Source organism: Calidithermus roseus (assembly GCF_003574095.1).
Taxonomy (GTDB): domain Bacteria; phylum Deinococcota; class Deinococci; order Deinococcales; family Thermaceae; genus Calidithermus; species Calidithermus roseus.
In genome coordinates this window covers 1-4,238 of record NZ_QWLA01000130.1, presented here as the reverse complement: position 1 = coordinate 4,238, position 4,238 = coordinate 1, and the positions used below count along the sequence as shown (strand labels likewise).

Below are 4,238 nucleotides of genomic sequence, written 5' to 3'. Positions count from 1 at the left end.
GGGGGGCGGGCCCCTGGACCCGCCCCTCCACGCAGCCGGCGCCCCCGCCCCAGCACACCCGCAGGGCGTACTCGCGCAGGCCCTCTGCCCCCGCCGAGGAGCGGACCTCGGCGCGGTAGCCCGGCGCCTCACGGCCCAAGAGCTCCGCCAGCGCCGCCCCCTCGAGCAGCCGCGTGCCGCCCGGGGGGACCACCTGGGGGTTGCCGCGCTGGGCCTCACCGCCCAGCCGGGCCAGGATCTGCGCGGCCTGGCTCTGGCCCTCACTCTGCTGCACCGCCTCGCGGCCGGCGCTGGCCAGCCGCCCCAGGTAGGTGCCCACCAGGGCCACCAGGCCCGCCGCCACCAGCACCTCCACCAGCGTGAAGCCCAGAACCCTGCGGGTCATCGGACCTCCACCTCCCCCCACTCGCTCACGGCGTAGGTGCGGCTGCGGCCGCCCCACAGAAGCGTCAGCTCGTGCGGGCCCTCTACCCGACCCGAAGCCCGCCAGCGCAGGCCGCCGGGGCTCAGGCTCATGCCGGGGAGCAGCTCCACCCGCAGGTGGGGAGCGGTCACGCGCCCGGCGGTCAGGGGACGATCCCCGAGGTGCAGGGGAAGGCCGTCCTGCTCGAGGTAGGCTGCCCCGCCCGCCACCGCCAGCCGCACCTCGCGGCCGCTGCTGCGGGCGATCTGCCCGCCCGCGCGCAGCAGGCCCTCCAGCGCGCCGGCCGCGGCGCGCCATTGCTCGGCCTGCCGCCGCTGGGCCATCCCCCAGGCTCCTATCGGCAGCAGCAGGGCCATGATCGCCAGGACCACCATCAGCTCAACCAGGGTCAGACCTTTGCGCGTCACACGACCTCCACGCGGGGGCCACGCCCCCTTATCCTATCGAGGATTATGATAGCAAGCTCTCCGGGCTAGGGAGGGTCCCGACCGTTGAGGTAGTGCCCGGGCAGCCCCCTCACCCAGGTGTGCACCAGGAAGCGGTCGCCCGCCCGTTCGATGAGACAGCCCACCGTCGCCGGCGCCGCGCCCCAGCTCTGGCCGCCGCCCTCCATGCCCCCGCGGCCGAGGGTCACGGCCTGGCGGCAGTCGAAGCCGCTCAGCCCCGCCAGCGCCGCCGGGGCCCCGTCCAGGCTGCCCGCGGGCCAGGCCGCCGTCCAGCCGTCGAGGTCGAGCAGCAGGTCGGTGTTGCGCACCAAAAAGGCGTCGAGCGCGAGGGAGACCTCGAGCCCGTGGGCCCGGGCCTGGCTGTACTGCCCCTGCCGCCGGGCCGAGGCGAAGCCCCACAGCAGGCTCGCCGCCAGCAGGCCCACCAGGGCCGTGACCACCAGCACCTCCACCAGCGTGAAGCCCTTCCGCACGTGCCCCACCTCCTACCTCCCCAGCGCGCCGATGAGCTTGAAGAGGGGGAGGAACATCCCGGCCACCACCGTCCCCACCACGCCCCCCAGGAAGATGATGGAGACGGGCTCGATGAGCTTGGGCAGCGCCCGTGCGCGCATGGAGGACTCCTTCTCGTGGTCCTCGGCGATGTAGTCCATCATCTGAGGGAGGTTGGCGCTCTGCTCACCGACGGAGATCTGCTGGACGGCCGCAGCGGAGAACAGCCCCTCCTGGGCGCGGAAGGCCTCGGCCACCCCCCGGGCCTTCTGGGCGATCTCCTCGCGGATGCGGGCGAAGGCCTGGTCGTAGACCGCGTTGCCGGTGGACTTGCTCACCGTCTCGAGGGCCTCGAGGATGGGGATGCCCCCGCGCAGCATCATCGCCAGGGTGCGCATGGCCTTCGACGTCGCCCGGTCGCGCAAGAGGTCGCCCACCACCGGCAACCGCAGCGCCAGGGCATCCAGCCGCAGCCGACCCTCGGGGCGTTGGTAGTACGCCCGCACCCCCACGAAGGCCGCCAGCGCTGCCAGCGGGATGGTGAAGCCCAGGTTCTTGAGGAAGAAGCCGACAGCGATGAGCACCCGCGTCAGCAGGGGCAGCTCGCCGCCGAGCCCGCTGAGGGTCTGGGCGAAGGAGGGCACCAGCCCGGTGAACAGGAAGTAGGTGATGGCCAGCCCGATGATGAGCACCACCACCGGGTAGGTCAGCGCCCCCTTGATCTCGTCGGCCAGGTCGGCCTCCCGCTCGAGGAACACCGCCAGCTGCTGCATGACCTGGGCCATATCGCCAATTTTCTCGCCCGAACGCACCATCCCCGCGTAGGGACGCAGGAAGGGCTGGCTCTGCGCCGCCTCGTACAGCGAGCTTCCCGCCCCCACGTCCTGGGCCATGGCGGCGATCCCCTGCCGCATGCGCGGGTTCTTCATGTCCTTGGAGAGCACCTCCAGGATGTCGTGCGGCCGAATGCCCGAGCGGGCGAGGATGGCGAACAGCCGGGCGAAGCGCGCGATGTCGCGCGCCTTGAAGCCCCCGCCCAGCCAGCCCCGCCCGCGCTCGGCCTCGAGCTGCTCCTCCAGCTCCAGCGGCACCAGGCCGCGGGCCTTGAGCTGCTCGATGGCGGCGACGCGGCTGGAGGCCTCCAGCGTGCCCCGGCGCGCGGCGGAGCCCTCCAGGGCCAGGTAGCGGAAGCTGGCCATCAGCGCAACCTCCACTCCCGGCGCAGCGCCCCGCCCGCCAGCGCCCACTCCAGACGCAGCACCGCCCCCTGCAGGCGGCCGAGCTCGAGCCAGCCCCACTCCCCGTCCCCGGCCTCCAGCCGCCCGGGGACGGGCCCCAGGCCGCGCCGGGTGAGGCGGGCCTTGAGTGGCTGGCCGTCGAGGTATAGGCGCAGCGCCGCCGTGGGGGTCTCCAGCGGGGCCCGCGCCAGCAGGGTGTAGCTCAGCTGAGCCCCCCGCTCACCCTGGCGCAGGGTGAAACGGGCGTAAGCCAGGGCCGCGGGGTCGGCGGGCAGCTCCCTTCCCGACGCCGGGCCCCGCTCCCCAACCAGCGTGGCCTCCCGGTGCACGGGGTCGTCGGGGGTGGAAGCCTCCGGCTGGCGCAGGGGCAGCGGCTCCAGGGCCACCGAGGGCACCGCCCTGGGCAGCGCGGGGGGCGTCGTGCCACCGTGAGACGTCGCCTCGGGCAGGACCGGCAGGGGCATCGCCCCTCGCACCAGGCAGGCATTCGCCGTGCACCCAGGGCCGGAGGCGGAGCCCGCCCCCCACCCCGCGCCCAGGCGGATGAGGTAGTCGGTGCGGCTCAGGCTTAGCTCGGCGCGGTAGGGCACCTCCAGCGGCCGCCCGTCCACCACCAGGCGCAGCACCCCGTCGCCGGGCTGCGCCAGGTCCACGCAGGTCAGGTCCGCCAACAGGCGGGCCTCGTGCATCACCCGCACGCAGGCCCGCCGCCCGAAGGACAGCGCCTCCAGCCGCCCGTCGGGGCTGACGACCACGTTCTCGCTGTGGGCCAGGGACTGCGCCGCCGAGCCGGGGTCGGCCCCCGGGAACAGCGGGAGCGGGCCCAGCGCCAGGGCCAGTGTCCAGCGGGTCCAGCGGGGCATCAGCGCCCCTCCCCTGCCGCAGCGGGCATCGCTTCGTAGCTCACGCTCACCGGGGTGAGCTTGCCTGCCTCCACCGCCACCACCGCCTGGGTAGCCTGGGGCCGGTAGGTCTGGCCCTCGGCCGCGACCTCGCCGAAGCGCAGCAGGTAGCTGCCGGGCTCGAGCGCCGCCGGACGCTCGGGGTCGAAGGGGGCCTCCTCCTGGCCGCTGGCGCGGTAGAACACCGCCGCCCGCGCCCCAAAGGGCAGCCCGGAGGCCGTGACCTGGAGGCTGCCGGTGACCGGCTGGTACGAGCCTTTGAGCTTGAGCTTGCCGGCGTCGTGGTCGCGCACGTCGAAGCTCATGCTCCCCTGGCGGGTGTAGTTGCCGCTGGCGTTGGAGTACTCGAGCACCCCCGCGTAGCGGATGGGGCCCTGGGCCAGCTCGGACAGACTGGCGGTGTAGCGCCCGGGCCACACCGTGGCCGCCGTCTGCAGCCCGGCGCCGTTGTCGGTGTAGGTCTCGCTGCTCCCGCTGCCGCTGAGGACCAGGCGTACCTCGGCGCCCGCCACACCCTTGAGCTCCAGGGACAGGCTCAGGGGCGGGGTGGTGAGCTTCTGGATCTCGCTGCAGCCCGCGAGCAGCAGCGGGGCCGTCAAGAGGAGTAGTCGGTGGTTGCGCATCATTCTCCTACCTCCACGTCGCGCTCGAAGCCGGGGGGGGTGGCCGGGCCGACCGCCCCGGCTTCGAGCGCGACGTGGAGGTAGGAGAATGATGCGCAACCACCGACTACTCC

General features: G+C 73.9%; 6 protein-coding genes. All 6 read right to left on the bottom strand.

Annotated features, from left to right (window positions below; all coding sequences use genetic code 11):
* Positions 1-385, bottom strand: a 385-nt coding sequence (locus Mrose_RS17915; protein ID WP_182482903.1) for a type II secretion system protein, incomplete at its 3' end; no start/stop codon positions are given.
* Positions 382-831, bottom strand: a complete 450-nt coding sequence (locus Mrose_RS17910; RefSeq protein ID WP_119280574.1) for a prepilin-type N-terminal cleavage/methylation domain-containing protein — start codon at positions 829-831, stop codon at positions 382-384. The genes Mrose_RS17910 and Mrose_RS17915, both read right to left, overlap by 4 nt.
* A 65-nt stretch (positions 832-896) precedes the next feature.
* The gene (locus tag Mrose_RS17905; RefSeq protein WP_119280575.1) at positions 897-1,343 is read right to left on the bottom strand and encodes a type II secretion system protein; all 447 of its coding nucleotides are present in this window, start codon (positions 1,341-1,343) and stop codon (positions 897-899) included.
* 12 nt (positions 1,344-1,355) lie between these two features.
* Positions 1,356-2,561 (bottom strand): type II secretion system F family protein, encoded by a 1,206-nt coding sequence (locus Mrose_RS17900; protein ID WP_119280572.1) that lies wholly within the window; start codon positions 2,559-2,561, stop codon positions 1,356-1,358.
* Entirely contained in the window at positions 2,561-3,463 is a 903-nt protein-coding gene (locus Mrose_RS19715) for a hypothetical protein (RefSeq protein ID WP_119280570.1), read from the bottom strand. The genes Mrose_RS17900 and Mrose_RS19715 overlap by 1 nt, the downstream gene beginning before the upstream one ends.
* A complete protein-coding gene (locus tag Mrose_RS17890) occupies positions 3,463-4,128 on the bottom strand; it encodes a hypothetical protein (protein WP_119280567.1) in 666 nt (221 codons plus the stop codon). The genes Mrose_RS19715 and Mrose_RS17890 overlap by 1 nt, the downstream gene beginning before the upstream one ends.
* Positions 4,129-4,238: the final 110 nt, after the last annotated feature.

Excerpts from the sequence above, each read along its gene's own strand:
- Mrose_RS19715 (WP_119280570.1), bottom strand. The coding sequence starts at position 3,463 with ATGCCCCGCTGGACCCGCTGGACACTGGCCCTGGCGCTGGGCCCGCTC.
- Mrose_RS17890 (WP_119280567.1), bottom strand. The coding sequence starts at position 4,128 with ATGATGCGCAACCACCGACTACTCCTCTTGACGGCCCCGCTGCTGCTC.
- Mrose_RS17900 (WP_119280572.1), bottom strand. The coding sequence starts at position 2,561 with ATGGCCAGCTTCCGCTACCTGGCCCTGGAGGGCTCCGCCGCGCGCCGG.